This window comes from Pararhodobacter marinus, from assembly GCF_003122215.1.
Classification (GTDB): domain Bacteria; phylum Pseudomonadota; class Alphaproteobacteria; order Rhodobacterales; family Rhodobacteraceae; genus Pararhodobacter; species Pararhodobacter marinus.
The window spans coordinates 1-26,292 of the sequence record NZ_QEYD01000019.1; the positions used below are offsets into that span (position 1 = coordinate 1).

Genomic DNA, 26,292 nt, shown 5'->3' on the forward strand with positions numbered 1-26,292 from the left:
TCATTCTGCCCGAAATACTCCCGAGGGGGCCCGGGGGAGCGGAGCCTCCCCCGGACGCAAACCAAACGCGCAGCGCCACGGCCCCGGCGATTCGCCGGGTTCCGAATGTTACGAAGACAGGGGTATGAAGATCGGGAGACCCTGCTCAGCGCCGGAGCAGGTAGATATCCATGATCCAGCCATGCTGCGCCCGAAGCGCCGCGCGGGTGTCGAGGATCCGTTGCGCCACGTCGGGGAGAGGTCCCGCGATCAGCGTCTCGTGCGGCATGCCCAGATAGGCGCCCCACCAGATCGTCACGCCCTCGGGCGCGAGAGCGTTAAAGGCCCCGCCCTGATCCAGCATCACCGCCACCGCGTCGGCGCCGTCGGGCCAGCCTGCATCGCGCAGGCGCCGCCCGGTGGTGATCACCACGGGCGCGCCGAGATCATTGAGCGGGATCGCATGCGCCGCGGTCAGCACCGAGAGCGAGGTCACGCCCGGCACGACACGCGGGGTCAGCCCCAGCCGGGCGGCGATGCGCAGGCTGGAATCGTAAAGCGAGGGATCGCCCCAGACCAGCAGCGCCACGCGCCCGCCCTGCGGCAGGCAGGCATCGATCCGGGCTTTCCAGCTCAGCGCAATGGCGTCATGCCAGTCGTTGACACCGTCGAGATACGCGCCGGAGGCGTCACGCACCGGCAGGTCGAACTCCTCGACGCGGGACAGATCGCCAAGATGAACGGCGCAGATCTGGCGGCGCAGATCCGCAAGATCGCTCTTGTCCGTGCCCTTGCGCGGCAGCAGGATGAGGTCGGCCTCGGCCATGGCGCGGATTGCGGCCAGCGTGACATGATCGGGATTGCCAGTGCCGATCCCGATCAGGTCAAGCGCGATCTTCGGGCGATCTTGGCCTCGGCCCGCGCCACGCTCTGGCGGAAAGAGCGCCGTCATTCTGCCAGCGGCCCGTACAGGATGATCCCCGCCGCGCGCGGATCGGCGGCGGCCAGCGTCTCGGCCAGCGTGCCGATCGAGGCGCGGGTGAGTTTCTGGTCGGGATGGCTGACATTCTCGGCCAGAAGGGCGGGGGTTTCGGGCGGCAACCCGGCCTCCAGCAAGCGCGCGGCCAGAAGGGCGAAAGTGCGCTTGGGCATGAACACCACGGTCGTCGCCTGCGCATCGGCCAGTGCCAGCATGTTCAGCCCCTCGGGCAGGGCCCCCGCGACATCGTGGCCGGTCACGAATTGCACGCGCCGCGCCTGCAGCCGCCGGGTCAGCGGAATGCCCGCGGCGGCGGCGGCGGCCGAGGCCGAGGTCACGCCGGGCACGATCTCGTAGCCGATCCCGGCGGCCCTGAGCGCGGTGATCTCTTCCTCGAGCCGCCCGAAAATCCCCGAATCGCCAGATTTCAGCCGCACCACTTTGGTGTTGTCCTGTGCGTAATCGACCAGAAGCCGGCTTACATGGTCCTGCTTGGGTGAGGGCCGCCCGGCGCGCTTGCCCACCGCGATCAGCTCGGCGGCCGGGTTGGCCAGTTCCAGGATCGGGCCCGAAGACAGGTCGTCGAACAGGATCACCCCGGCCGTTTTCAGCCGGTTCACCGCCTTGACGGTCAGCAGTTCAGGGTCACCCGGCCCCGACCCCACGAAGGACACGAAACCGCTCATTCTTGCCCCTTCACTTTGCCGGAAATACTCATCCGTCCTCTCCGTCCTGCGCGATCAGGTGGAAAAAGGTCCCGCTGACGGTGCCGCGGACCGAGCCGGTTTCGGCCACCGCCGCCCCCTCGGCATCCGTCACCCGCGCCAGCACCGCGTCCGGTTGTTCGAGGATCGTCGAATAATGAAATTCGTGGCCCCTCAGCACCGCCCCTGCCGCGTGTCCGGGCATGTCGGCCACCAGTTCCGCGCGACGATAGCCCAGATGCATCTTGCGCTTCTCGTAGCTGGTGACCAGCCCCAGAAGTCCGGCCATCTCGTGGCGCCGGCCGTCCTTGTCGATCAGCGCCGCGCCCAGGGCCATGTAGCCGCCGCATTCGCCATGCACGGGCTTCGTTTCGGCATGGCGGCGCAGACCCGCGCGGAAGCGCGTGGCGGCGGCCAGTTTTCCGGCATGCAGTTCCGGATAGCCTCCCGGGAGCCAGACCAGGTCTGCCGGGGGCGGAGCCTCGTCGGCCAGGGGCGAGAAGGGCAGGATCTCGGCCCCGGCACGGCGCCAGCCCTCGACCAGGTGCGGATAGGCAAAGGAAAAGGCCGCATCTTGCGCCAGGGCGATCCGCTGGGCGGGCGGCGGGATGCGCAAGGCTGTAGGGTGCGTCATCGACGCACCATCCGCCGCCGCCCGGATTGCGGACAGGTCCACATTCTCGCGCAGGAACGCCGCATAATCGGCTATCGCGCGGTCGAGATCGGGATGCTCGACCGCCTGCACCAGCCCCAGATGCCGCTCGGGCAGTTTCATATCGCCGCGCCGGGGCAACACGCCCCGCACCGGCATCCCGGCCGCTTCCATCCCCAGCCGCGCCAGCCGCTCATGCCGGGGCGAGGCCACGCGATTCAGGATCACCCCCGCGAAGGGCAGGTCGGGCCGGTAGGCGCGAAATCCCAGAGCCGTCGCCGCCGCCGATTGCGCCTGACCCGAGACATCGACCACCAGCACCACGGGCCAGCCCATCCGCGCCGCCGTCTCGGCCGATGAACCATGCCCCAGCGCGCCGGCATAGGCCACGCCGTCGTAAAGCCCCATCGACCCTTCGGCCACGCAGAGATCCGCGCCCTCGGCCTCCGAGGCGATGGCGTCGAGCAGTCCCGCCCCCATCGCCCAGCTGTCGAGATTGAACGACGCCCGCCCGCAGGCCGCGCGGTGAAAGGCCGGGTCGATGTAATCGGGGCCGGATTTGAACGGCTGTACGGTCAGCCCGTCCTCGCTCAGCGCGCGCAGAAGGCCCAGCATGACCGTGGTCTTGCCGGTGCCCGAGGCCGGGGCTGAGACGAGGATCCCCTTCATTCCTTCGACCCCGCATAGACCGAGTCCGCGCTTTGCGGCCGGAAGCGGCGGTCGTAATCGACGGCGTAAAGGCAGCTTTCCTCGAAACCCTCGCCCGCCAGCGCGGGACCCACAAGGATCAGCGCCGTGCGCTCCATCGACCCCGCGACCAGCCCCCCGATATCGCCCAGTGTGCCGCGGACGATCCGCTGTTCGGGCCATGTCGCCCGCCAGACCACGGCCACCGGGCATCCGGCGCCGTAGGCGGGCGTCAGGTCGGCCACCGTGCGTTCCAGATTGTGGATCGACAGGTGGATGCACAAGGTCGCGCCTGTCGCGGCGAAATTCGCCAGGGTCTCGCCCTCGGGCATGGCGCTGGCGCGTCCCGGCGTGCGGGTCAGCACCACCGATTGAGCCAGTCCCGGCAGCGTCAATTCCGTGCCCAAGGCGGCGGCGGCGGCGGCAAAGGCGGGCACGCCCGGTGTCACGGTATAGGGAATGCCCATCTCGCGCAGGCGCCTGAGCTGTTCACCCATCGCCGAATAGACGGACAGATCGCCCGAATGCAGCCGCGCCACGTCCTGACCCTTGTCATGCGCGTCGGCGATCACCGCCATGATCTGATCGAGCGACAGCGGCGCGGTGTTCACGATCCGCGCACCGTCGGGGCAATGCTCCAGCACCGCCTCGGGTACCAGCGACCCGGCATACAGGCAGACGGGACAGGCGGCGATGATGTCGCGGCCCCGCAGGGTGAGCAGGTCGGGAGCGCCCGGACCGGCGCCGACGAAATGAACACTCATTGGCCGTTTCCTTTCGCAAGCGCGCAGGTGGCAAGCCCGTCGGGCGAGATGACGCGCGGGGCCATCAGATACGCGCCCGGACCGGCGGCGGCAAGCGCGCAGGCTTCGGCCACCGACCCGGTGCCGCGCGCGCGCTGGCTGGCGGGCGATTGCGTGGGCGTGTCGGGCAGCGGGCCGAAGACCTCGTGCAGCGGAAGGTCCAGTGCCAGCGCCAGCGGCGCCAGAGCCGGGGCCTTGTCCGCGAGCGTCGCCAGCGCGTCGGGCGCGCCCCCGGTCGCGGCCAGCGCGCCCTGCAGCGACGCCAGCGTCGCGCGGGTGGAAAAGCCGAAACCCGCGACGATCATAGCGTCACGCTCCATTGCACGATCGGATAGGCCGATTTCCAGCCGCGCTTCCGGCCCAGAGGCTGCGCCTCGGCCAGTTCGACGCGCAGCAGGCTGCCGCCCTTCGCCGCCTGCGCCTGCGCCAGCAGCGCCTCGGATTCCAGCGTCACCGCATGAGCGACCAGCCGGGTGCCCGACGGCAGGGCATAGAGCCGCTCCAGCAAGGCCTGCGACAGCCCGCCACCCACGAAAACCGCATCGGGCCGGGGCTGCCCCTCCAGCACCTCGGGCGCGTGACCCTCGACGATCTGCAACCGGTCCACCCCCAGCGCCTGCGCGTTTTCCCGCGCCCGCGCCGCGCGCTCAGGGTTACCCTCGAAACCTGTGGCGCGCAGCGAGGGATGGCTCAGCAGCCATTCGATCCCGATCGACCCCGATCCCGCGCCGATATCCCACAGCAAGTCGCCGGGCCTCGGCGCCAGCGCCGACAGGGCCAGCGCGCGCACCGGTCGCTTGGTGATCTGCCCGTCATGGGCGAACCAGTCATCCGCCCGCCCCGACGCCAGCCCCAGCACCGCGCCCGCACCCGCCACCTCGATGCCGACCGCGACCGGGTGCTGCATATCGTCCAGCGCGTAATCCTGTGCCGTCACGCGGCGCACCCGCTCGCGCGGCCCCCCCAGCGCTTCGAGCACATGCAGAACCGACGCGCCGAAGCCCGCCCCGTCCAGATAGCCCGCCAGCGACGCCACCGCCGCGCCGTCACGCAAGGTGACGATGGCCCGCGCCCCCGGTGCTAGCAGGGGGCGCAGTCGGGCAAGAGGCGCGGCATGCAGGCCCAGACAGGCGATCTGTTCCAGCCCCCAGCCCAGCCGCGCGGCGGCCAGCGAAAAGCAGGACGGGCCGGGCAGGGCGGTCCATTCCCCCTGCGCCAGCGCCTGCGTCACCACCGTTCCCGCGCCGAACCAGAACGGATCGCCCGAGGCCAGCATCACCACCCGCCGCCCGCGATGGGCCAGCAGCAACGGCACACCGTCGGCGAAGGGCACGGGCCATTCGATCCGCTCGGCCGTCACGTCCGGCAGCAGCGACAGGTGGCGCGGCGGTCCCATGACCACCTCGGCGGCGTCCAAAGCCGCCCGGCTTGCATCCGTCAGCCCCTTGGGGCCATCTTCGCCCAAACCCAGAATGGTCAGCCACGGAGTGTCAGCCATGCCCAATGTCCTTCTGCTCGGCGGCACGACCGAGGCGAGCGCCCTCGCGCAGGCGCTGGCCGAGGCGAAGATCCCCGCCACGCTCAGCTATATGGGCCGGGTCGAGCGCCCCAAGGCGCAGCCGGTCCCGGTACGGATCGGCGGTTTCGGCGGCGTGGCGGGGCTGCGCGACTATATCCGACAGCACGCGGTGACGCATGTGGTCGACGCCACCCATCCCTTCGCCGCGCAGATGAGCACAAACGCCGTCAATGCCTGCGCCGATACCGGTACGCCCCTGATCGCGCTGACGCGCCCCGCATGGCAGCCCGGCCCCGGCGACGACTGGCAGCGCGTGGCCGACATCCCGGCGGCGGTCGCGGCGCTGGCAGGGTCCGCGCGCCACGTCATGCTGGCGATCGGCCGGATGCATATCCACGAATTCGCGCCCCAGCCGCAGCACCGCTACCTGCTGCGTCTGGTCGATGAACCCAAGGAAACGCCGCCGCTGCCGGACCACGTGGTGGTGGTCGATCGCGGACCGTTCAGCACGCAAGCCGACATCGCGCTGATGCGCGCGCACAAGATCGACCTTGTCGTGTCGAAGAATGCGGGCGGCACGGGCTCGGTCTCGAAGCTCGAAGCGGCGCGCGCGCTGGGCCTGCCGGTCCTGATGATCGACCGCCCCGTCCTGCCGCCGCGCCACGACGTGCACGCGATCGCCGAGGTCCTGACCTGGCTCAAAGCCTAGCCCATCTTCGTTCCGGAAATATCCCGGGGGGAGCCGAAGGCGGGGGGCAGCGCCCACCGATGCCGAGCGAAGCGAGGCGCCCTTTGCAAGCTTCGCCGCGCGACGCGCGGCCGGGTCGCCCGCCGCGCCCGCGACAGCGGGCAAGAAGGGCGAAACCCCGCGCGTCATGCCGATCTCGGCGTGTACAGGATCGGCCCGCGCGGCGTGTCGATCACCCGGGTCGCGGAATTACCGACGATCACCATCGTCCGCATATCGGCCATGTCGGGCGTGCAGTCGGGCAGCGGCACGATCCGCAGCGCCTGTTCGGGGGTCGAGACGGCGCGGGCGAACAGCACCGGGCGCGCGTCGCGGCAGGTCTCGGTCAGGATTTCCAGCGTGCGGGCAAATCCCTCGGGCCGGGATTTCGAGCGGGGATTGTAGAAGGCCATGGCGAAATCGGCCTCGGCGGCCAGCCGCAGGCGTTTCTCGATCAGCGCCCAGGGTTTCAGGTTGTCGCTGAGGTTGATCGCGCAGAAATCGTGGCCCAGCGGCGCGCCCGCCGCCGCCGCAGCGGCCAGCATCGCGGTGATGCCGGGCAGCACGCGGATCTCCAGCGCGCGCCACGCCTCGGGGCCCGCTTCCAGCGCCTCGAACACGGCGGCGGCCATCGCAAAGACGCCGGGATCGCCCGACGAGACGACGACGACGCGTTTCCCCTCGGCCGCCATTTCCAGCGCGTGCCGCGAGCGGTCGAGCTCCACGCGGTTATCCGAGGCATGCAGCACCAGCCCCTCGCGCGGGGCGATGCGGGCGACATAGGGGATGTAGCCCACCACATCCGTGGCCTCGGCCAGCGCGTCGCGCACCTCGGGCGTCACAAGGGTTTCGCGCCCCGGCCCGAGCCCCGCGATAACAACCCAACCGGTCATGGCCTGCGCCCCTGTCCGTGTATCATCGCGATCGAGAAATAGGGGGCGGTGTCGACCTCGGCCAGCTTGATCACCCGTTCTTCCGCCATCGCCGCGTATTCCACCAGCCAGGCTTCGCCCATCCGGCCCGCGGCCTCGATGGCGCGTTTCAGCTTGGGCAGGTTCTGGCCGATCTTCATCACCACCAGCGCGTCGGTATCGGCGATGCGGGCGCTCAGCTCGGCCTCGGGCAGCGTGGCGGGGGCCACGGTCAGCACATCGTCGCCCCAGGTGATCGGCGCGCCGGTCGCCGTCCAGGCCGCCGCCATGCCGGTGATGCCGGGCACGACGCGCACGGGCACATGCGGCTCGAGCCGGGTAAAGAGATGCATGAACGAGCCGTAGAAGAACGGATCGCCCTCGGCCAGCACGACGACATCCTCGCCACTCTCGGCCAGCGCGCGCAGATGCGCCGCGACGTTTTCGTAGAACCCGGCCAGCGACGCGGCGTAGCGGGGATCGGCGAGCGGGATCTCGGTGGTAACGGGGTAATCCATCGGGAATTCCGTCAGGTCGTCCCTCAGCATCCCCTCGACGATGCGCCGCGCCTGTCCGGGTTTCCCGGCCTTGCGGAAATAAGCGACATGCCTCGCGCCCCGGATCAGCCGGTCGGCGCGCACGCTCATCAGGTCCTGCGCGCCGGGGCCGAGACCCACGCCGTAAACGGTGCCCGATTTCAAGATGGGGGTCATTCCTTGCGGCTCGCGATGGCGTTGATCGCGGCGACCGTGATGGCCGAGCCGCCCAGCCGCCCCTCGACGATGCAGGACGGCACCGGCTGGACCTGCCACAGCGCGTCTTTCGATTCCATCGCGCCGACGAAGCCCACCGGGCAGCCGATGATCGCCGCCGGGCGCGGGCAATCCGGGTCTTCGAGCATGTTGAGCAGGTGGAACAACGCGGTGGGCGCGTTGCCGATGGCGACCAGCGCGCCGTCCAGATGCGGGCGCCAGAGTTCCAGCGCGGCGGCCGAGCGGGTGTTGGACATGGCCTTGGCCATGTCGGGGACCTCCGGGTCGTGCAGGGTGCAGATCACCGGGTTGTCGGCGGGCAGGCGGAAGCGGGTCACGCCCTCGGACACCATGCGCGCGTCGCACAGGATCGGAGCGCCGTTTTCCAGCGCCGTGCGGGCGGCGGTCACGAAGCCCGGCGTCATTTTCACGAAGTTCTCCAGCCCGACCATCCCGGCGGCGTGGATCATGCGGACGACGACCTGTTCCTCGTCGGCATCGAAGCGGCCCAGATCGGCCTCGGCGCGGATCGTGGCAAAGGACTGGCGGTAGATCGCCGCGCCGTCGGTTTCATAGGTCCAGGGCATTCATCGGGCTCCGAAATGGGCAAGCAGGTCATCGGTGCTCAGCCCGGTTTGGGTCATGGGATCGCCCGCCCGTGCCACGCGCGCCATGCCGTAAGCGCCGTTTTCGCCGGTGATGACGACATCGGCGGGGCCGGGCCGCGCGCAGCCCTTGGCGCAGCCGCTGACATGCAGGCGGCCTTGGACACGGGGGGCAAGGGCCCGCGCCAGCGCGCGGGTCTCGACGCTGGCCTGCGGGCAGAACGGGGCGCCGGGGCAGGCATCGGTGGTCAGCTCGGGCGCCAGCGGGTCGGCGATCAGGCCCGGTTGCGGACCGGGATCAGCGCCCAGCATCAACAGCGCGCGCCACGGAGTGATGCGCAGCGCGACGGTCCCGCTCGCCGTGATCGCGGCGGCAAGGTCTTCGGCGCGGACTTGGCCAAAGGCGCAGCCCTGCACCATGCCCAGCGCATGCGGGCCGGGGGTCAGCGGCGCGCGGGCAGGCGCGGGCGGCTGCAGATCCTGCGCCCAGTCGGGCAGAGGGGCTTCGTGCCGGGCCATGCGCCCGGCCTGCGCCCCGCCCGAGGCGATGAACCAGTAGCAAAGCCGGATCAGCGCGTCGATCTCGGCGCCCGGCGTCAGCGTCAGGCCCGTCTCGCGCCCCTCGGGCCGAAGGATCAGGCGACGGTCGGTGCCGCGCTCGATACGGAAATCGGACGGCACGTCCTGCAGCACCGGCCCCGCGCCCGCGTCGATGGCAAAGCCCATCTTCGGCGGAAGCTCGGGGAACTCAGCCAGCCGGGCGATCAACTCCGTGCTCAGCCGGTGGGTATCGTCGCCCTCGGCCCAGTGGGGCGCGGTGACAATGTTGCGCCGGGTCTCGGTGTCGATGTCGCGGTCGATCAGGCCCAGCGCGGTCAGGTCGTCGATCAGGTCGGGCCATGCGGCCTCGGTCACGCCCCGGATCTGGACGTTGGCGCGGTTGGTCAGGTCGATCAGCCCCGCGCCGTGGGTTCGGGCGGCGATGCACAGGCCCAGCGCCTGCGCGGCGCTCAGCTCGGCCAGCCGGGGGCGCACCCGCACGACATAGCCGTCGCCCGACAGCATCGGACGCAGCGCGCCGGGGCACCAGCCCTTGATACTGAAGCGTGTTGCCACACTCATTCCGTCAGCCCCGCAAGGATCGAATTCCTCCGTGTGGACCACAGCCCCGCCGCGTGCAAGGCGGCAAAGCGCGCCTGCATCGCCGCCAGCGCCTGCGGGTTTTCCCGCTCGAGGAAGGCCACGACATCGTCCCGGCCCAGCGTCGCCTCGTGATACAGGTCGAAAAGCTGGGGCGGGACGGCCTTGGCCAGATGGGCGAAGGCACCCAGATGATCGAGCGTCGCGGCGATCTCGGCTGCGCCCCGGAAGCCGTGGTTCATCATGCCGTCGATCCATTTCGGATTGGCGGCCCGGGCGCGCACGACGCGGGCGAGTTCCTCGGTCAGGGTGCGGGCTGCGGGCTTCGCCGGGTCGCGCGCATCGAGGTGATAGAGCGCGGCCTCGCCGCCCGTAACCTGCTGGGCCGCGGCGAAACCGGCTTCATGCGCGGCGTAATCGGCGGCCAGCAGCAGGTCGGTTTCGGGCAGGTCCTGCAAATGGACGAAGGCGTCGGCATGACGCACGCGCGCCTTCAGCCCCTCGGCGTCTTCCTCGCCGGTATCGAGCGCGTGCGCGCTGGCGTTAAGCCATGCCTCGCCCGCCGCCTGCCGGGCTTCCGGCGTATAGGTGTCGGGCGTCTCGCCCATCGACAGCCCGTAGGTGCCGGGTTTCGGTCCGTAGACGCGGTTCAGATCCGCGCGCCCGGCATAGGGGTTCCAGTCGGGCGCCTCGTCGCGCCGGGACAGCGCCTTGACAGCGGTGGCGAAAAGGCTCGACAGGTCCGGGAACACGTCGCGAAACAGGCCGCTCACCCGCAGCGTCACATCCAGCCGGGGGCGGTCGAGCTCGGCGATCGGCAAGATTTCGACGCCGCTGACGCGCCCCGACTCGCCATCCCAGACCGGCTTTGCACCCAACAGATGCAGCGCCATCGCGAATTCCGCGCCCGCCGTGCGCATTGTCGCACTGCCCCACAGGTCGATCACCAGATTGCGCGGCCAGTCGCCGTGGTCCTGCAGATGGCGGCGCACCAGCTCCTCGGCCAGCTTCACGCCCTGCGCATAGGCGGCGCGGGTGGGTACGGCGCGGGGATCGGTGGTGAACAGGTTGCGCCCGGTGGGCAGCACGTCCTTGCGCCCCCGCCAGGGCGAGCCCGAAGGCCCGGGCGGCACGAACCGGCCCGACAGGGCGCGCAGCAACCCCTCGGTCTCCTGCGCGCCATGCGCGCCGGTGCCGAAGACATGCAGCCCCTCGCCGAACTGGCTTTCCTTCACGTCGCAGACGAAACGGTCGATGCGGGTGATCGCCTCGGCCAGCGAGGTCGCGGTGGTCAGGCCCAGCTCGGCCTCCAGCCCCAGCGCCTGCGCCTCGGTGCGGATATCCTGCTGCAGCCGGTCGCGGCGCGCGGGGTCCAGCCCGTCGGCATTCGAGAATTCATCGAGCAGCGCTTCCAGATGGGTCATCCCGGCGCCCGTCTGTGCCTCGGTCATCGGCGGCGGCACATGGCCAATCGTCACCGCGCCGATCCGCCGCTTGGCCTGTGCGGCCTCGCCGGGATCGTTGACGATGAACGGATAGATGACGGGCAGGCCGCGCGTCAGCGCCTCGGGCCAGCAGGCATCGGACAAGGCGACCGACTTGCCCGGCAGCCATTCCAGCGTGCCATGCGCACCGATATGAACCAGCGCATCGGCCTGTTCGCGCAACCACAGATAAAAGGCGACATAGGCGTGACGCGGGGTTTTGGTAACGTCGTGGTAATCGTTCTCGCGCAAGATGGGCGTGCCGCGTTCGGGCTGCAGGGCGATCAGGGCACGTCCCGCCCGGATCGCGGCGAATTGGAAGGCGCCGTTTCGGACGTCCGGGTCGTCCTGCGCGTCGCCCCATTGGTCGCTGATCTCTTGCTGCAGGCTTTGCGGCAGGGTGGACAGTGCCTGCCGATACGCATCGAGCGGCCAGTCGAGGCGGGCGGTTTCCAGATCGCGGGGATCGGCCGGTTCGATGCCATGGCCTTGGTCGCGCAGGGCGTTCAGGATCGCGCGGGCCGAGTCCAGCGCGTCCAGGCCCACGGCATGGGCCATCTGCCATCCCTTGCCGGGATAGGTGGACAGAACCAGCGCGACGCGCTTGTCTTCGGCGGGCAGGGTGGCAAGCCGGTGCCATCCCGTCACGCGCGCCAGCAGCGACGCGATTCGCCGGGGCTCGGCGCGATGCAAGGTCCGCGCGAATTGCAGGTCCGGATCGGGATCGGACGCGCCCTTGAAGCTGACGACCGACCCGAACAGCCGCCCGTCCACCTCGGGCAGCACCACATGCATGGCCAGATCGGCAGGCGACAGGCCGCGATCCGAGTCGTCCCAAGCCTTGCGCGGATTGGTGGCCAGCGCGACCTGAAACACCGGCACGTCGCCCGCATCCAGCGGCGATGCCCCGCCATCGCGCGCGCTGAACGCCGTGGCGTTGACGATGGCGGCGGGGGCGAGATGCCGGACCCAGCGTTCCAGCCAACCGCGCGCCTGCGGCGCCTTGAGCGACGGGGCGAACAGGCCGATCACGTCGTATCCCGCCTCATCGAAGGCGCGCGCGATCTGTTCCAGCGGTTCGGTATCGGCAGCGGTCAGATAGGCGCGGTAAAAGGTCAGAAGAATGCGTGGCCGGTCGCCAGACTCCGGGGTGCCGAAGGCCAGCGCGGCGGGGCAGGTGATGCCCTCGGGCGTCCAGCCGCCGACTTCGGGCGTGACGCGGATCCCGCGCACCGGGGGCGCATAAAGCCCGCAGGCCAGCGCGAATTGCTGCAGCGCCGCCTGCGCCGCCACCGCGCCGCCCTGATCGCACAGATGCTGCAGCCGCCGCAGCGTCGACACCGGCAAAGTGCTGAGCGCGTCGAGCCTGGGATCGGCGCGTCCATCGGCCGGCAGAACCGCCACCGCGATCCCGTTGCGCTGCGCCAAAGCCTGCATTTGCTGCAGCCCGTAAGACCAATAGGGCACACCGCCGATGAGCCGGATCAGAACGCCCTTCGCACCGCTAAGCGTCTGGTCGATATAGGTATCGACCGAAAGCGGATGCTTCAGCGCCGACAGGTTGGCCAGCCGGAGCGTCGGCAGGCTGCCCGACGCCCGGTGCCAGCCCGCCGCGAAAGCCCCAAGGTCGGAATCCGAGAACGACAGCACCACCAGATCGGCGGGCGTCTGGCCCAGATCCTGCGGTGTGGCGGTCTCGTCGAGCCCGTGGCTTTCGCGGAACAGGACGTGCATTTACACCCCCAGCGCCCCGCGAATCGCGGCGGCGTCGATCCGGTCATGTTCGGCAATGACCACCAGCGAGGTCACCCGCGCCTCGCCCGGTTTCCACGGGCGGTCGAATTGATGACGCACGCGCGCGCCGACCGCCTGCACCAGCGCGCGCATCGGCTTGCCCTTAACCGCAACGTAACCTTTGACCCGCAGGATATCGAGATCGCGCGCCATCTGCTCGATCTTCGCCGACAGGGCGGGCAGGTCGTCCACCTCGCCCAGCTCGACGACGATCGTGTCGAAATCGTCGTGCTCGTGGTCGTCATGCCCGTCGTGATGCGACGGGCGCTGCGCGATATCGTCCTCGGCCGCGGCTCCCAGGCCCAGGATGACGCGCGGATCGACCGCGCCTTCGGTCACCTCGACCACCGGCAGGGGGCGGGGGGCTTCGGCCGCGATGACCGCGCGCGCGGCCGCGATGCCCTCGGCACCCGCCAGGTCGGCCTTGGTCAGAAGGACCACGTCGGCGCAGGAAATCTGGTCCTCGAAGACCTCGCTCAGCGGGGTTTCGTGGTCGATACTGTCATCGGCGGCGCGCTGGGCATCCACCGCCGCCACATCGGGCGCGAACCGGCCCGCCGCGACCGCCTCGGCATCGGCCAGCGCGATCACCCCGTCCACGGTGATGCGCGAGCGGATATCGGGCCAGTCGAAGGCCTTGAGCAGCGGTTTGGGCAGCGCCAGACCCGACGTTTCGATCAGGATGTGATCGGGGCGCGGATCCATGGCCAGAAGGCTTTCGACCGTCGGCACGAAATCGTCGGCCACGGTGCAGCAGATGCAGCCATTCGCCAGCTCGAGGATATTCTCCTCGGGGCAATCGGGAATGGCGCAACCCTTGAGGATCTCGCCATCGACCCCCAGCGTGCCGAATTCATTGACGACGACGGCCAGCCGACGCCCGCCCGCATTGCGGATGAGATGCGAGATCAGCGTCGTTTTTCCCGAGCCAAGGAAGCCGGTAACGATGGTAACGGGGACTTTGTTCAGGTCGGACATCTTGGGCTCCGGTTCCGGGGGCGTGGCTCGATTTCAAGGCTCACGCAGAGGATTTGTTAGGATTTCGCGGCCAGACTGGGCGAAAGGAGGGTTAAACGACTCGGTTTCACCGCCGGCTCATTCCAGCGGCGGAATGCGCGCGATGCAGTTCTTGCGGAAATGCTCGGGGCGTTCGCGCCACGGGACCAGCCCTGCGGGATGGGCCCGATACTTGGTCGCGCCCTCGGCCACGGTGTCGGCCTGATCGGCGGCAAGATTGCCGTAGACATAGGTCCATTTCCCCGGTCCCCGCAAAGCGACGGTGCAGCCGCGTGAACAATTGGACAGGCATTCGGTCTCGCGCAGCGTGATGCCTTCGGGCAGCGCGCCGGCCAGCGCATCGGCCAGCAGGCGCCCCGGACGCGGGGCGTCCGGATCGGCATCGCGCCGATCCATGTAACGGCAGGTCACGCAGACCAGAAGGTCGACCGTCTCGGTCATGTCAGTCTTTCTGGCGGGGCAGGGTGCGGGGGATCCACGAGCAGCGCGCGGTACCGACCCGTCACCGGAACACCCCGTCCGGCTGGTTGTCTCGGCGCTGGCAGGTCTCCCGGCTTGCGGAGTTCAGGTTTCCCTGCGGCCATCCGCCTTCCCGGCCTGTCGCCAGTGGCATGTGGATGGTCCCTCCGGTCACGGTCGCGGGGGCGGCTGCGCTTCGGGGTCGGCCCGTTTGGGGTTGACCCGGTATCGCATTCCCTTTTCACCTGCCCCGAGAGGACAGGCACCAGCCCTGCGGACATGCGATGCAGGGGCTTTCAAGTCAAGCGGGGATGCGACGGATGACGGACAGCACCGACAAGGAGGCCGGGGACCCGGCGACGGGCCGGGCCGGAAAGGAAAAGACGGCGGGCGCGACCGAGCGCGGGAAGGCGGAGCTTGCGAAGCCCGGCACCGGCGAGACGATGACAGGCAACACGGACACAGGGGACAAGCCGCGCGACGGGTCGCGGTCCCCCGATGCGACCCAGGGCGACGAGACGACCGAAGAAGCGGCGCGCCATAAGGCAAAGATGCAGAAGATCAAGGCCGCGCGCGACCGGATGGCCGAGGCGCGGCAGGGCGAGAAGGGCCTGATCATCGTGCATACCGGGCCGGGGAAGGGGAAATCCTCGTCCGGGTTCGGCATGATCCTGCGCGCCATCGCGCATGAGATGCCCTGTGCGGTGGTGCAGTTCATCAAGGGCAGCTGGGATACCGGCGAGCGGCGGTTGCTGACCGGGCATTTCGGTCATCTTTGTCAGTTTCACGCGATGGGCGAGGGTTTTACCTGGGAAACGCAGGACAAGGCGCGCGACATCGCGGCGGCGCAAAAGGGCTGGGACAAGGCCAAGGCTCTGATCCGCGATCCGGATATCCGTATGGTTTTGCTGGACGAAATCAACATCGCGCTGCGCTATGATTATCTGGATATCGACGAGGTCGTGGCATTCCTGGCGACCGAGAAGCCCGAGATGACGCATGTCGTGCTGACCGGACGCAATGCCAAGCCTGAGCTGATCGAGCTGGCGGACCTGGTGACGGAGATGTCGCTGGTGAAGCACCCGTTCCGCGCAGGAATCAAGGCGCAGGCGGGTGTCGAGTTCTGAGCCTGCAGCGCCCGGCTGCCGGGAGCCGTCTGGTCGGGCGATGCCTTTCCACCCGGCGTTAACGATTTCGCAAGCCCGCTCACGGTAATCTTGTCGCGTGGCGCGTTTCGCGATTCTGCCGGGGATGGCCAAGCGTTCTGCAACGCATACCCTGCCTCGGTCCCGATAGGGCACGGGACCGGCGGGGCACAGGGAATGCAGCCCGGGCGAATGCGGCGCAGGCGCATGGCTCCGGGGGGCAGCGTCAGCCGTTGCGCGCGCCTTCGCCCTGCGCGCGGGCGGAATCGAGCGTCTGGCCCGGTGTCAGCGCCTGCGGGTCGAGCCGAAGTTCGATCACCGCGACCGTGCCGGACTGGCGGGCGCGGGCGAAAGCCTCGGGGAAGTCCTCGGTCCGGGTGACGGTTTCGCCATGGCCGCCATAAGCGCGCACAAGCGCGGCATAATCGGGGTTGAACAGGTCCGTGCCCGAGACCCGGCCGGGATAGGTGCGCTCCTGATGCATGCGGATCGTGCCGTATCGGCCGTTATTGGCAAGGATGACGATGGGCGTCGCGCCGTATTGCCGGGCGGTCGACAGCTCGTTGAGCGTCATCTGGAAACAGCCGTCGCCGGCAAAGCACAAGACGACCTTGCCCGGATGTTCGAGGCTGGCGGCAATGGCGGCGGGGAAACCATAGCCCATGCTGCCCGAGGTCGGCCCGATCTGGCCCGGAAAGGCGCGCGGGCGGAAATAGCGGTGCATCCAGGTGCAGTAATTGCCCGCACCGTTTGTGGCGATGGCATCGGCGGGGGCGTTGTCCGAGAGCCACGCCATGACCTGTTCGAGCTTGACCGCGCCCGGGGTCTCGCGCGGCTGGCGCCAGTCGAGCAGATCGGCATGGGCCGCCTCGGTCCAGTCGGACCAGTCGGGCAGGCCCTGCGGCACGCTGGCGGCAAGCGCGGCGATGATCTCGGGCGCGCGGCGGGCGACGGCGCAATCGGGGCGCCAGACAAGGCCCAGCTCGTCGGGGTCGGGATGGACATGCAGCACGCGCTTGCCCGGCGCGGCGGGGTCGATCAGCGTGTAGCCGTCGGTCGCGGTGTCGCCCAGCCGCGCGCCGAGGATCAGAAGCGTGTCGGCCTCGCGCAGGCGCCGGGCGAGTTTGGGGTTCATGCCGACCCCCAGATCGCCCGCATGGCAGGGGTGATCGGCATCGAGCCGGTCCTGCCGGCGGAAGGTCTGCGCCACCGGCAGGCCCGTGGCGCTGGCGAAAGCGGCAAGGTCGCGCGCGGCCTGCGGCGACCAATGCGGCCCGCCCACCACGACGAGCGGACGTTTGGCGTCTTTCAGCCCGTCCCAGAGCGCCGCGAGCTCGGGCTCGGACGGCGCGGCCTGCACGGGCGGTGCGGGCGGCAGGTCGGGAACGTCGCTTTGCGCTGACAGCATGTTTTCGGGAAGCGACAGCACCACGGGGCCGGGCCGCCCCGACCGCGCGACATGGAAGGCGCGGGCGAGATATTCGGGCAGGCGGCCAATGTCGTCGATCTCGGCCGCCCATTTGGCCAACCCGCCGAACATCTGCCGGTAATCGACCTCCTGGAAAGCGCCGCGGTCGCGGTGGCCGGAATCGATCTGGCCCACGAACAGGATCATCGGCGAGGAATCCTGCTGTGCCACATGCACGCCCGAAGCGGCGTTGCTGGCGCCCGGCCCGCGCGTGACGAAGGCGATGCCGACTTCGCCCGTGACCTTGAAATGCGCCTCGGCCATCATCGCGGCGCCGCCCTCGTGCCGGCAGACGATATTGTCGATGCCCGACCCGTGCAGTCCGTCCAGCGCGGCGAGGAAACTTTCGCCCGGCACCGAAAAGACCCGCCGCACGCCTTGTGCTTTCAGGTGATCGACCAGGATCTGTCCGCCGTGCCGCATGGATTGCCTCCGTTTCGTGCTGGTCGGACGGTGGCGCAAGTGATGGCGGGATTCAAGCACGCCCCGAGCTTGTCTTGCGGGCAGGGCGCGTTAGGACAGGGCAGAGGGACGGGCAAAGGAGACCCCGATGAGCGACTTGACCCTTGCGGGCCTGTGCGGATCGCTGCGCGCCGACAGTCTGAACCGCAAGCTGATGAACGAGGCCGCGCGCGCGTTCGGCGGGCGTTTCACCGAGGGCAGCCTGCGCCTGCCGCTTTTCGACGAGGATCTGGAAGCGCAGGGCATCCCGCCCGAGGTGACGGCCCTGGGCGCGGTGATCGAGGCCGCGGATGCGGTGCTGTTCGCCTGCCCGGAATACAACAAAGCGCCGCCGGGGGTGGTGAAGAACGCGCTGGACTGGCTGAGCCGGCTGAAGCCCAACCCGCTGGCGGGCAAGCCCGTGGCGATCGTCACCGCCGCCGGGGGCCGGGCCGGGGGCGAACGGTCGCAGAATGTGCTGCGATGGATGCTGGTGCCGCACCGGGTCGAGCCGCTGTCATGGCCCGAAGTGCTGGTCGGCAATGCCTCGGGCGAGTTCGACGAGGCCGGGCGCCTGGTCGCGGAGCGTTACGCCAAGCAGGTCGCAACGCTGATGGACCGGCTGCGCGAACAGGCCGGATCGCGGCGTTGATTCACACGCGGGCGGGTTTGCGGGCAAGCAGCCGTCCCAGCGGCCCCCAGCCCCAGAGCACCACCGCGACCGAGCCCAAAGCGGCGGCGAGAAACGGCGTGGTCAGCGCCAGCCCGCGCGGCAGCGGCCCGTCGGTCAGCCGCACCAGCAGCCCCGACAGCAGCAGGCCCAGCGGCATCATCCCCCAGGCGAGCAGCCGATAGGCGCTGTTGACGCGCCCCAGAAGCGCGTCGGGGATCATCCGCTGTCGCGTCGCGACCGAGACGGTGTTCCACACGAAACCCGCCCAGTCGAAGACGGCCAGCACCAGCGCCAAGGACCACGGGCCGGGCGCCAGCGCGAAGAGCAAGAAGGCGGGGGGCGAGACGGCGAGCGTGAGCTGCGCGGTGCGCGCGGGCCCGAGCCGGTGCACGACGGCCTCGCCCATCAGCCCGCCGGTGATGCCGCCCACCGCGCCCGCGGCCAGGATCAGCCCGTAGGCGGTCGAGGACAGGCCGAGGTTTTCCTGCACATGCAGCACCAGCGCGATCGACCCCATCATGAAGAACAGGTTCCACAGCCCGGTCAGCACCGCCAGCATCCGCAACAGTTCCGAGCCGCGCAGAAAGGCCAGCCCCTCGGCCAGCTCGGCACGGAAACTGCGGGGCCCTGGCCGCTCGGCGCGGTAGGTGCCGGCAAGCCCGGCCACGATCAGCGCCGCCGTGCCATAGGTCGCGGCATTGGCGATGAAGGGCAGGGGCAGCGCCAGCCCGATCAGCAGCGCGCCCAGCGGCGGACCGATCAGCGCGTTTCCGGCCAGCTCGACGCTCCACAGCCGGCCATTCGCCGCTTCCAGCCGCGCATGCGGAACCAGCGAGGGCAGCATGGTCTGAGCCGCGTTATCACGAAACACCTCGGCCACGCCGACGACAAGGGCGGCCAGCATGAGGGCGGCAAAGGCCATGGGGGCCGAGGTTCCGGTCTCGGGCGCGTCGGGCAGCGGCAGGGACGCCCAGAGCGCCAGTGCGGCGGCCAGAAAGGCCAGCATCCGCGCGGCATCCATGGCCAGGATCAGGCGGCGGCGGTCGGTGCGGTCGGTGATCACGCCCGCGGGCAGCGCGAAGACCGCCCAGGGCAGGCGCAGCGCCACCGGCACCAGCGCGATCAGGAGCGGGTCGCGGGTCAGCAGCGAGGCGGTCCACGCCCAGGCGATGGTCGCGATCCCGTCGCCGAGATTGGTGAGCCCGCTCGCGGCGATGAAACGGGTCAGGGCAGAGGGCAGGGGCATGAGGCCTCCAGTCGCGGCGACAGGCCATACTGGAAAGCCGATGCACGGCAGGGTCAAGGGACGCGCTGCGGCGGTCCTGCTATCAGCTTCGCCCGCGCAGGATGTCGATCAGCCCGATCGGTCCGGTTTCGCCGCGCAGCCGGGCGCGGTAGATGACGATCGCCTCGGTCACCCGCATGACGTAGTTGCGGGTCTCGCTGAACGGGATCATCTCGACGAAATCGACCGGATCCGTGTCGGGGTCGCGCGGATCGCCGTAATCGCGGGCCCAGCGGGTCGGGCGCCCCGGACCGGCATTATACGCGGCCGAGACCAGCGACAGCGTGCCGTCGAACTGGTCCATCATTTCCTCGAGATAGGCCGCGCCCAGGATGGCGTTATAAGCCGCGTCGGAATTCAGCCGCTCTTCGTCATAGGCGATGCCGATGCGCCGCGCGGTATGCGCGCCGGTGGCGGGCATGACCTGCATCAGCCCGCGCGCATCGGCATGGCTGCGGGCGCGGAAGTCGAATTCGCTCTCGCGCCGGGCGATCGACAGGGTCAGGTCGGCGGGCGCGCGCAGATCGGCCTCGGCCATGTCGGTGACGGGGAAATAGGCGGCGGGCAGGACCACGCCGATACGGACCGCGATCTTGGCGATGCGCAGGGCGAAATTCGGCTCGCCCCGGTCCAGCCACAGCTGCGCCAGCGCGCCGAGTTCCGGCTCGGTCGTCAGGTTCTCGGCCAGTTGCAGGGTGAAGCGCCGGGCCTCGTACCATTGGCCGGAATCGTGCAGCAGCAGCGCCGCCTGCAACAGGTCGGATTGCGCCAGCGCGGTGTCGTGCCAGTCCGGATAGGCGGGCGGTGTCACCAGGGCGGGATCGAGCGGCAGGCCCAGATGCTCGGCGGCAAGCTGGCCATAGAACGCCGTCTGGTGCTGCGCGCCGAACTGGTAGGCCGCGCGCGCGCCCTCGGCATCGCCCGCCGCCTCCAGCGCGCGGCCTTCCCAAAACCCCGCGCGGCCCAGCGTGATGGGGCTGGTCGAATCGATGCGCAGCCGGGCGAAATGCTGCGCGGCTTCGGCCGGGCGGTCCAGGAAGCGCAGGGCGATATAGCCCGCCAGCCATTCCAGCTCGGCCATCGAGGCGCCGTTATCGGTGAGCCCGTGTTGCGCGGCCAGCCGGTAGGCGGTCGGATACGCGCCGTCCTCCATCGCGTTGCGCGCCAGCCGCAGCCGCTGCCCGGCCCAGGCCTGCGGGCGGCCCAGCGTATCGGGCGAGCGTTCCAGCAACAGGTCCACGGCGGTATCGCTGAGCCCCCGGCGCAGGCGCCAGATGAAGCGGTCATAGGCCAGCCCGGGAGACGATTGCAGCGCGGCGGGCACGGCGGCGATCAGCGCATTGACCCCGTCCTCGCGCGCCTGCAGGGCGATGCGCGCCCGCGCCAGCGCCGCCTCGCCCGCGCTGACGCGGGGCAACATGCGGGTCGCGGCCTCGGTCTCGTCGTCCCACAGCATGGCGTCCAGACGCGCGGCATTCAGCGGCGTCAGCACCGCGCCGTAGCGGTCGAGAAGGTCGCTTTCGATCGCCTCGGACAGGGCGTGCTCCAGCCAGAGCCGCCGCAGCGTTTCCGTCGTGTCCTGCCCCTGCGCGGTCTGCGCGCGCAGCAGCGCCAAGAGCCCGCCGCTGGTCTGCGGCTCGCGCGTGGCGAACCAGCCGGTGACGACCTCGGGCGGCTGGTCGGCCAGTTCCGTTTCGGCCCGGGCGCGCAACAGGTCCATGCCGGGCCAATGCGCGTGATGGGCGTCGAACGCGACATAGGTCGACAGGTCGCCCGCGATTCCCTCGCGCAGGATCCGCCAGGTGGCGATGCGCACGCCGATCGGACCGGCGGCTTCGCTCAGCGTCTCGAAAGCCTGCGCGTCGCCCTGGCGCACGGCGGAAACCAGCGCGCCGATGGCGCCGCCGGCCCTTGGCGGCGGGGCGCCTTCCCAGGCGGCCACGGGAAAGGCGATCACGGAGAGAACGGCAGTAAGGAGACGCATGCTGGCTCTTGAAAAGGTCTTGGCGAGAGTCTAGTGGCCTAGAACGCTTGCGCAACACACAAAGGGGTCAGGTCACGCCGACCGGCCCGCAGGCGCAGGCCGCCAAGAGGAGTCGCACATGTTCCGGGGTTCGCTTCCCGCTTTGGTCACGCCGTTTCGCAACGGCGCGGTCGATTACGAGGCGCTCGAGGCGTTGGTCGAATGGCATATCGCGGAAGGATCGCACGGGCTGGTGCCCGTGGGGACCACCGGCGAAAGCCCGACCCTGACGCATATCGAGCATGAACAGGTCGTGGAATTCGTCGTCAAATGCGTGAAGGGCCGCGTGCCCGTGATCGCCGGCGCCGGGTCGAACAACACGACCGAAGCGATCCGCCTGATGAAACATGCCGAAAGCGTCGGTGCCGATGGCGCGCTGATCGTGACGCCCTATTACAACAAGCCGACCCAGGCCGGGCTGATCGCGCATTACCGCGCACTGCACGATGCCTGCGATCTGCCGATCATCATCTACAACATTCCCGGCCGTTCGGTCGTCGACATGTCGCCCGAAACCATGGGTGTGCTGGCGACCCTGCCGCGCATCGTGGGCGTGAAGGACGCGACCGGAAAGCTGGAACGCGTGTCGATGCAGCGCCAGAGCTGCGGCGCGGATTTCATCCAGCTTTCGGGCGAGGATGCGACCGCGCTGGGCTTCAACGCCCATGGTGGCGTGGGCTGCATCTCGGTCACCGCGAACGTGGCGCCGAAGCTCTGCGCCGAGTTCCAGGAAGCCACCCTGGCGGGCGATTACCACAAGGCGCTGTCCTATCAGGACCGGCTGATGCCGCTGCACGTGGCGATCTTCCTTGAACCGGGGCTGGCGGGGGCGAAATATGCGCTCTCGAAGCTCGGTCGCTGCGAGAACGAGGTGCGGCTGCCGATTCTGGGCGTCACGCCGCAGACTGCCGCCACCATCGACGCGGCGATGCGCCATGCCGGTCTGCTGAACTGACCGCCCGGTCGCGCCGAAATCGTGATACGGAACGGGGCCGCGGATGCGGCCCTTTCCCGTTGCGTGTCAGGGGGCGTGGCGCGGCATCCCGGCGACGGACCGGGGGTTTCACACCCCCGGACCCCCGTGGAGTATTTGCGGCAAAGTGAAAGGGGCGCGCCGCCCGTCGGTGATCGCGTCGCGCCCCGTTTCACCCTTGAGCCAGGCGGGTGCCGGGGCTAGACCGGGGCGGATCTGAGGGAGCCGCCATGTCGTTCAACACGTTCGGTCATCTTTTCCGCGTCACCACCTGGGGCGAATCGCACGGGCCTGCCCTGGGCGCCACGGTCGATGGCTGCCCGCCGGGTATCGCGCTGAGCGAGGCGGATATCCAGCCGTGGCTCGACAAGCGCAAGCCGGGGCAGAACAAGTACACGACGCAAAGGCGCGAGGCCGACGCGGTCGAGATCCTGTCGGGGGTCTATGAAGGGCGCACGACCGGCACGCCGATCCAGCTGATGATCCGCAATACCGATCAGCGGTCGAAGGATTACGGCGAGATCGCGCGCACCTTCCGGCCCGGCCATGCCGATATCACTTATTACCAGAAATACGGCCTGCGCGATCCGCGCGGCGGCGGGCGGTCCTCGGCCCGGGAGACGGCGGCGCGGGTGGCGGCGGCGGGCGTGGCGCGGCAGGTTCTGGCCACGCTGGTGCCGGATCTGTCGATCACCGGCTACATGGTGCAGATGGGGCCGCGCGGCATCGACCGGGCGCGTATGGACCTGTCGGCGATCGGCGAAAACCCGTTCTGGTGTCCCGATCCCGAAACGGCGGCTTCGTGGGCCGAGGATCTGGACGCGCTGCGCAAGACCGGCAATTCGGTCGGCGCGACGATCGAGGTGATCGCGCAGGGCCTGCCCGCGGGCATCGGTGCGCCGCTTTACGCCAAGCTCGACAGCGAGCTGGCGGCGGCGATGATGACGATCAACGCGGTCAAGGGCGTCGAGATCGGCGCGGGTTTCGGTGCCGCCGCGCTGACGGGTGTCGAGAATGCCGACGAGATCCGCATCGGCGAGGACGGTCGGCTTGTCTATGGCTCGAACCATGCGGGCGGGGTGCTGGGCGGCATCTCGACCGGGCAGGACGTGGTGGTGCGCTTCGCGGTGAAGCCCACCTCGTCCATCCTGCAGCCGCGCCAGTCGGTCACGATCGACGGCGAGGCGACGGATGTCGTCACCAAGGGGCGCCACGATCCCTGCGTCGGCATCCGCGCCGTGCCGGTGGGCGAGGCGATGATGGCCTGCGTGCTGCTGGACCAGATCCTGCTGCACCGCGCGCAGGTGGGCGAAGGGCCGCGCGGGCGCATCGGCTAACGCGGTGCGCGACGCTCAGCCGTTATATTGCGCGTCGGTGACGGGTTCCATCCAGTCGACGGAGCGGCCGTCCTGAACCTCGTGGATCGCGGTATGGGTCATCGCCGTATCGGCGGCGGCGCCGTGCCAGTGCTTTTCGCCCGGGGCGAACCAGACCACGTCGCCGGGGCGGATGTCCTCAACCGGACCGCCCCAGCGCTGCACACGGCCGAGGCCGGAGACCACGATCAGCGTCTGGCCCAGCGGGTGGCTGTGCCACGCGGTGCGCGCGCCGGGCTGGAAGGTGACGTTGGCACCTTGGACCCGCGCGGCATCGTGCGGGTTGAACAAGGCGGCGACCTGGACCGAGCCGGTGAACCAGTCGGCGGGGCCTTGTTTGCTCTGGATCTCGTCGGCGCGGGTGATGTCCATGATTTCGGTCCCTTGGCCAGATTGCGGGAAGCGTCGCCGCGCGCTGTCGATCGGCGGCGGCCTTATCGTCACATTGACGGCGCCCGGGCGCAATCGCTACCCTGCCGGGCGGAAGGGTCTTTCATGCGCGTTGTCCTGCTCACCCTGTTGCTGGCCCTGCTGGGCGCCAACCTGACGCCGCTGCGCGCGCTTGCGGCGACGGACGGCACCGGGCCGATGGTGGCCTGCGGGCAAGACGGGCTCCACGGCGCCGATGGCGCGATGCCCGACCAGTCAATGTCTCCGGGGGCCTCATGCCAGGTCGGGATTTGTTGCGTGTGTCTGCCCGCGCTCGATCCGGCTTATGGTCCCGCGCCGCGTCTGATCGAGGCGGTGGAGCCGCCGCAGGCGCGGATCGCGGGGCCGTCGCACCCGGGCGGGACCGAGCCGCCACCGCCGCGCGCCTGACGGGCTGAGCGATGGGGGCCCGTGCCCCGATCATCACGCAACGGGTCGGTTTGGCCGGCCCCTGTCAGGATTACAGAATGAGACGTTTTCTTCTTCCCGCGCTCGGAGCTGCCGGTGCTCTGGGCCTTGCCGCCTATGCGATGCTTCCCCTCGGTGCAGAACCCGCGCCTGACGCCCCGGACCTGTCGCAGGGGGTGGCCATGGTCACGGTCACGGTGCCCGGGGATTTCTCGGCGCTTGCGCAGCGGGGGCGCGACGGGTTCAACGCCGTTTGCGCGGAATGCCATGGCGAGAATGCCGCCGGGCGCGACGGGTTCGGTCCGCCCCTGGTGCACCGGATCTACGAGCCGTCGCATCACGGCGATCTGGCCTTTCATCTGGCCGCCGCGCAGGGCGTGCGCGCGCATCACTGGCCCTTTGGCGACATGCCGCCACAGCCGGATGTGACGCGCGGCGACGTCGTGGCGATCACCGCCTATATCCGCGACTTGCAGCGTGCCAATGGCATCGAGTGAGAGGCGCATCGCAGAACGGCGGCGCATTGCCGCCCTGTCGGCGGCGGCGCTGCCGGTCGTGGCGGGATCTGTCTGGCTGGGCGGGCGCTGGGCCGAAGGACGGCAGGTCGCGCAGGGCCGTGTGCTTTACGACACCCATTGCGCATCCTGTCACGGCGCCGATCTGCGGGGGCAGCCCGGCTGGCAGCGCCCCGGGGCGGACGGGCGCCTGCCCGCCCCACCGCACGATGCCAGCGGGCATACATGGCACCATGACGACGCGTTGCTGTTCCGCATCACGCGCGACGGCAGCGCGGCGGTCGTCGGCGGTGGCTATGAGAGCGACATGCCGGGATTCGGCGGCCTCCTGAGCGACGGGGAGATCCGCGCGGTGCTGGCCTTTATCCGCTCGACCTGGCCCGAGCGCGAACGCGCCTATCAGCGCGAGATCAGCCGTCAGGCCCGCTGAGGGGAGTTTTCCGGGAACCTTCCAGCGCTGGAAGCCCGTTATCCCTGAAAACAGCAGGGAGGCTTCCATGACCTACACGCGTTTTGCCCTCATGATCCTGACATCGACCCTGGTGATGTTCGGACTCATGTATCTGAACACCTTCGCCGTCGAGCATGTCTTCTACAGCCAGACGCGGGCATGGATGGCGGTGGTCATGGGGGCGGCCATGGCCTTCGTGATGCTGGCCTTCATGGCGTCCATGTATCCCAGCCGAAAGATCAACACGGCGATTTTCGCGGGCTCGGTGGTGGTTTTTGCCGGGGCTTTGTGGCTGGTGCGCAGCCAGGAGACCGTGGATGGCGAAAGCTTCATGCGGGCGATGATCCCGCACCATTCGATCGCCATCATGACCTCGGGACGCGCGCATATCGAGGATGCGCGGGTGCGGAAACTGGCCGACGGCATCATCGCCGCGCAGAACCGGGAAATCAGCGAGATGCGCGCCCTGGTCGCGGATCTGGAGGCGGGGCGCTCCGTCGACCGGATCTATACCGATCCGCCCGCCCAGCCCGGAAGCCTGCAGGACGCGCTGTCGAACACGTTGCTGTCGACGCTCGACCCCGCGCCGCTGACGGCGGATCAGGCGCGCGAACTTCTGCCCGGGGGTGCCACCTGCGCCTTCCGCCGGACCCGCAGCGAGGACCCGGTGCTGATCGCAGCGCAGGACGGCTCGGTCGCGGTGACGCGGCTCAACGGCGTCCTTCTGACGCTGCCCGCAACCGGCGACGGCCGCTATGGCACTGAAGGGATCGCGATGAGCGTGGCGCCCGTCGACGCCCTTCGTTCGGACAGCGAGCTGACCTTCCGGCTGACACCCGGCCCCGAGGCGCGCTATCGCGGTTTCTGGTCCTGCGAGGGCTGAACGACCGCGC

At 69.6% G+C, this 26,292-nt stretch carries 25 protein-coding genes, 1 pseudogene and 1 riboswitch; of the genes and pseudogenes, 9 read left to right on the forward strand and 17 right to left on the reverse strand.

The window, feature by feature from the left end:
- Positions 1 to 145: 145 nt before the first annotated feature.
- The 6 genes from cobF to cbiE are packed head-to-tail and all read right to left on the reverse strand — an operon-like array spanning position 146 to position 5,302.
- On the reverse strand, positions 146 to 931 hold the full coding sequence (gene cobF, locus C4N9_RS21295; protein WP_109535364.1) for a precorrin-6A synthase (deacetylating): 786 nt from the start codon (positions 929 to 931) through the stop codon (positions 146 to 148).
- Positions 928 to 1,644, reverse strand: a complete 717-nt coding sequence (cobA, locus tag C4N9_RS21300) for a uroporphyrinogen-III C-methyltransferase (RefSeq protein WP_109535365.1) — start codon at positions 1,642 to 1,644, stop codon at positions 928 to 930. The genes cobF and cobA overlap by 4 nt, the downstream gene beginning before the upstream one ends.
- A gap of 28 nt (positions 1,645 to 1,672) precedes the next feature.
- A complete protein-coding gene (locus C4N9_RS21305) occupies positions 1,673 to 2,983 on the reverse strand; it encodes a cobyrinic acid a,c-diamide synthase CobB (protein ID WP_109535366.1) in 1,311 nt (436 codons plus the stop codon).
- Positions 2,980 to 3,765, reverse strand: a complete 786-nt coding sequence (cobM, locus tag C4N9_RS21310) for a precorrin-4 C(11)-methyltransferase (RefSeq protein WP_109535367.1) — start codon at positions 3,763 to 3,765, stop codon at positions 2,980 to 2,982. The genes C4N9_RS21305 and cobM overlap by 4 nt, the downstream gene beginning before the upstream one ends.
- Entirely contained in the window at positions 3,762 to 4,109 is a 348-nt protein-coding gene (locus C4N9_RS21315; protein WP_109535368.1) for a cobalamin biosynthesis protein, read from the reverse strand. Before C4N9_RS21315 ends, cobM begins: the two co-directional genes overlap by 4 nt.
- The gene (cbiE, locus tag C4N9_RS21320; RefSeq protein ID WP_109535369.1) at positions 4,106 to 5,302 is read right to left on the reverse strand and encodes a precorrin-6y C5,15-methyltransferase (decarboxylating) subunit CbiE; all 1,197 of its coding nucleotides are present in this window, start codon (positions 5,300 to 5,302) and stop codon (positions 4,106 to 4,108) included. Before cbiE ends, C4N9_RS21315 begins: the two co-directional genes overlap by 4 nt.
- Between cbiE and C4N9_RS21325 the strand changes: the two genes are divergently transcribed.
- Positions 5,301 to 6,032: a cobalt-precorrin-6A reductase gene (locus C4N9_RS21325; protein ID WP_109535370.1), complete on the forward strand. Its 732-nt coding sequence runs from the start codon at positions 5,301 to 5,303 to the stop codon at positions 6,030 to 6,032. The genes cbiE and C4N9_RS21325 overlap by 2 nt on opposite strands.
- A 164-nt stretch (positions 6,033 to 6,196) precedes the next feature.
- Here the strand turns inward: C4N9_RS21325 and cobJ are convergent, their stop codons facing one another.
- From cobJ to C4N9_RS21360, 7 genes are all read right to left on the reverse strand, one after another.
- Entirely contained in the window at positions 6,197 to 6,943 is a 747-nt protein-coding gene (gene cobJ, locus C4N9_RS21330; RefSeq protein WP_109535371.1) for a precorrin-3B C(17)-methyltransferase, read from the reverse strand.
- Positions 6,940 to 7,674: a precorrin-2 C(20)-methyltransferase gene (gene cobI / locus C4N9_RS21335; protein WP_109535372.1), complete on the reverse strand. Its 735-nt coding sequence runs from the start codon at positions 7,672 to 7,674 to the stop codon at positions 6,940 to 6,942. Before cobI ends, cobJ begins: the two co-directional genes overlap by 4 nt.
- Entirely contained in the window at positions 7,671 to 8,300 is a 630-nt protein-coding gene (locus C4N9_RS21340; protein ID WP_109535373.1) for a precorrin-8X methylmutase, read from the reverse strand. Before C4N9_RS21340 ends, cobI begins: the two co-directional genes overlap by 4 nt.
- Positions 8,301 to 9,440 (reverse strand): cobalamin biosynthesis protein CobG, encoded by a 1,140-nt coding sequence (locus C4N9_RS21345; RefSeq protein ID WP_210404084.1) that lies wholly within the window; start codon positions 9,438 to 9,440, stop codon positions 8,301 to 8,303.
- The gene (cobN, locus tag C4N9_RS21350; RefSeq protein ID WP_109535374.1) at positions 9,437 to 12,676 is read right to left on the reverse strand and encodes a cobaltochelatase subunit CobN; all 3,240 of its coding nucleotides are present in this window, start codon (positions 12,674 to 12,676) and stop codon (positions 9,437 to 9,439) included. The genes C4N9_RS21345 and cobN overlap by 4 nt, the downstream gene beginning before the upstream one ends.
- Entirely contained in the window at positions 12,677 to 13,714 is a 1,038-nt protein-coding gene (gene cobW / locus C4N9_RS21355; RefSeq protein ID WP_109535375.1) for a cobalamin biosynthesis protein CobW, read from the reverse strand.
- A 117-nt stretch (positions 13,715 to 13,831) separates the two neighbouring features.
- Positions 13,832 to 14,194 (reverse strand): DUF1636 domain-containing protein, encoded by a 363-nt coding sequence (locus tag C4N9_RS21360; protein ID WP_109535376.1) that lies wholly within the window; start codon positions 14,192 to 14,194, stop codon positions 13,832 to 13,834.
- An 82-nt stretch (positions 14,195 to 14,276) separates the two neighbouring features.
- Positions 14,277 to 14,497: riboswitch (cobalamin riboswitch) on the reverse strand.
- 236 nt (positions 14,498 to 14,733) lie between these two features.
- Here C4N9_RS21360 and cobO point away from each other — a divergent pair.
- Positions 14,734 to 15,339 (forward strand): annotated as a pseudogene (cobO, locus tag C4N9_RS21365) (cob(I)yrinic acid a,c-diamide adenosyltransferase); the annotation flags it as partial.
- Between the two features lie 244 nt (positions 15,340 to 15,583).
- On the opposite strand, the gene C4N9_RS21370 reads toward cobO, so the two are convergent.
- On the reverse strand, positions 15,584 to 17,248 hold the full coding sequence (locus C4N9_RS21370) for a thiamine pyrophosphate-binding protein (protein ID WP_109535377.1): 1,665 nt from the start codon (positions 17,246 to 17,248) through the stop codon (positions 15,584 to 15,586).
- A gap of 127 nt (positions 17,249 to 17,375) precedes the next feature.
- Between C4N9_RS21370 and C4N9_RS21375 the strand changes: the two genes are divergently transcribed.
- Positions 17,376 to 17,918, forward strand: a complete 543-nt coding sequence (locus C4N9_RS21375) for an NADPH-dependent FMN reductase (RefSeq protein WP_109535378.1) — start codon at positions 17,376 to 17,378, stop codon at positions 17,916 to 17,918.
- Position 17,919: 1 nt separating this feature from the next.
- Here the strand turns inward: C4N9_RS21375 and C4N9_RS21380 are convergent, their stop codons facing one another.
- The gene (locus C4N9_RS21380; protein ID WP_109535379.1) at positions 17,920 to 19,185 is read right to left on the reverse strand and encodes an MFS transporter; all 1,266 of its coding nucleotides are present in this window, start codon (positions 19,183 to 19,185) and stop codon (positions 17,920 to 17,922) included.
- A gap of 82 nt (positions 19,186 to 19,267) precedes the next feature.
- Entirely contained in the window at positions 19,268 to 21,208 is a 1,941-nt protein-coding gene (locus C4N9_RS21385) for a lytic transglycosylase domain-containing protein (protein WP_109535380.1), read from the reverse strand.
- A 118-nt stretch (positions 21,209 to 21,326) separates the two neighbouring features.
- On the opposite strand from C4N9_RS21385, the gene dapA reads away from it, so the two are divergent.
- Together dapA and aroC are read left to right on the forward strand one after the other, a co-directional pair.
- Complete coding sequence (gene dapA / locus C4N9_RS21390; protein WP_109535381.1) at positions 21,327 to 22,202, forward strand: 4-hydroxy-tetrahydrodipicolinate synthase; 876 nt, start codon at positions 21,327 to 21,329, stop codon at positions 22,200 to 22,202.
- A gap of 248 nt (positions 22,203 to 22,450) precedes the next feature.
- Positions 22,451 to 23,557 carry a chorismate synthase gene (aroC, locus tag C4N9_RS21395; RefSeq protein ID WP_109535382.1) on the forward strand — a complete coding sequence of 369 codons (1,107 nt, stop codon included), beginning with the start codon at positions 22,451 to 22,453 and terminating at the stop codon, positions 23,555 to 23,557.
- Positions 23,558 to 23,572: 15 nt separating this feature from the next.
- Here aroC and C4N9_RS21400 read toward each other — a convergent pair whose 3' ends face one another.
- Positions 23,573 to 23,968: a (R)-mandelonitrile lyase gene (locus C4N9_RS21400; RefSeq protein ID WP_109535383.1), complete on the reverse strand. Its 396-nt coding sequence runs from the start codon at positions 23,966 to 23,968 to the stop codon at positions 23,573 to 23,575.
- 123 nt (positions 23,969 to 24,091) lie between these two features.
- Between C4N9_RS21400 and C4N9_RS21405 the strand changes: the two genes are divergently transcribed.
- The 4 genes from C4N9_RS21405 to C4N9_RS21420 all read left to right on the forward strand — a co-directional run bounded on the left by C4N9_RS21405 (position 24,092) and on the right by C4N9_RS21420 (position 26,282).
- On the forward strand, positions 24,092 to 24,415 hold the full coding sequence (locus C4N9_RS21405; protein ID WP_109535384.1) for a hypothetical protein: 324 nt from the start codon (positions 24,092 to 24,094) through the stop codon (positions 24,413 to 24,415).
- Between the two features lie 77 nt (positions 24,416 to 24,492).
- Entirely contained in the window at positions 24,493 to 24,930 is a 438-nt protein-coding gene (locus C4N9_RS21410) for a c-type cytochrome (RefSeq protein ID WP_109535385.1), read from the forward strand.
- The gene (locus C4N9_RS21415; protein ID WP_109535386.1) at positions 24,917 to 25,378 is read left to right on the forward strand and encodes a c-type cytochrome; all 462 of its coding nucleotides are present in this window, start codon (positions 24,917 to 24,919) and stop codon (positions 25,376 to 25,378) included. The genes C4N9_RS21410 and C4N9_RS21415 overlap by 14 nt, the downstream gene beginning before the upstream one ends.
- A gap of 67 nt (positions 25,379 to 25,445) precedes the next feature.
- Entirely contained in the window at positions 25,446 to 26,282 is an 837-nt protein-coding gene (locus tag C4N9_RS21420; protein ID WP_109535387.1) for a DUF305 domain-containing protein, read from the forward strand.
- Positions 26,283 to 26,292: the final 10 nt, after the last annotated feature.